Raw genomic sequence first — 1101 nt, 5'->3', positions numbered from 1 at the left:
AGCTTATGCTGCTGGGTTCCCCCATTCGGACATCGTTAGCTCAAATGCTTGTTACTAGCTCGCCAACGCTTTTCGCAAGTTACTACGTCCTTCATCGCCTCTGACTGCCAAGGCATCCACCGTATACGCTTAGTCGCTTAACCATACAACCCAAATGAGTTTCACTCATCTGMGYCGCATTGCGACCAGCTTGGTTTTACTTGTCTCACTTCTGACCAAAGAAGTGGACGCGCCTTAGACGTAAACTATGCAACTAAGCATAATTTACTATTGAATATTCAAGACACTTAATAAAGTGTTTGAGAACTCATGTTCAATGCTTTCGCATTAAACGTTTTGTAATTAATCACATGACAGACTCATGCAATTAAATACTATCAGCTTTCCAAATTGTTAAAGAGCGGGCTTAAAAAAGCCAAAGATAATTTTTAAGTTTATCTTTGGCATCTCTATCCATAGTGCATATGCCTTATTACTTTGCAATAAAGTCAGAATAAGGTGTAAATGGTGGAGCTATGCGGGATCGAACCGCAGACCTCCTGCGTGCAAGGCAGGCGCTCTCCCAGCTGAGCTATAGCCCCATTTACATGCAGTGCGAGTAAGTAAGATGTTCCAAACCTCTAAAAGGATTGGTTTGCCAAATCGAGTTATCCGCTGCAAATTAACGCGACGTTTAGTTCACTAAACGAGTGTTAATTTAACAAAGGAGAACGAAGATTTGGTGGGTCAGAGTGGACTTGAACCACCGACCTCACCCTTATCAGGGGTGCGCTCTAACCAGCTGAGCTACAGACCCATCTTTGATAAACCTATTTAACTAGGTCTATCTTTTACTCTTTCTTCTATCAAGCAAATCTGTGTGAACACTCAACAAACATTAAGTTAGTCGTATAGGTAAGGAGGTGATCCAGCCCCAGGTTCCCCTAGGGCTACCTTGTTACGACTTCACCCCAGTCATGAACCACAAAGTGGTGAGCGCCCCCCCGAAGGTTAAGCTACCCACTTCTTTTGCAGCCCACTCCCATGGTGTGACGGGCGGTGTGTACAAGGCCCGGGAACGTATTCACCGTGGCATTCTGATCCACGATTACTAGCGATTCC

General features: G+C 44.7%; 2 tRNA genes and 2 rRNA genes. All 4 read right to left on the bottom strand.

Annotated features, from left to right (window positions below):
• Nucleotides 1–143 (bottom strand): 23S ribosomal RNA (locus tag L5M37_RS24045); the annotation flags it as partial.
• Nucleotides 144–505: 362 nt separating this feature from the next.
• Nucleotides 506–581 (bottom strand) — tRNA-Ala (locus tag L5M37_RS24040).
• Nucleotides 582–719: 138 nt separating this feature from the next.
• Nucleotides 720–796 (bottom strand) — tRNA-Ile (locus L5M37_RS24035).
• 99 nt (nucleotides 797–895) lie between these two features.
• Nucleotides 896–1101 (bottom strand): 16S ribosomal RNA (locus L5M37_RS24030); the annotation flags it as partial.

Origin of the sequence: Shewanella sp. SM69 (genome assembly GCF_025653985.1) — a bacterium.
Lineage (GTDB): Bacteria > Pseudomonadota > Gammaproteobacteria > Enterobacterales > Shewanellaceae > Shewanella > Shewanella oncorhynchi.
Note: the sequence above shows the minus strand (reverse complement) of the source record. Positions and strands in the feature narration are given on the sequence as shown.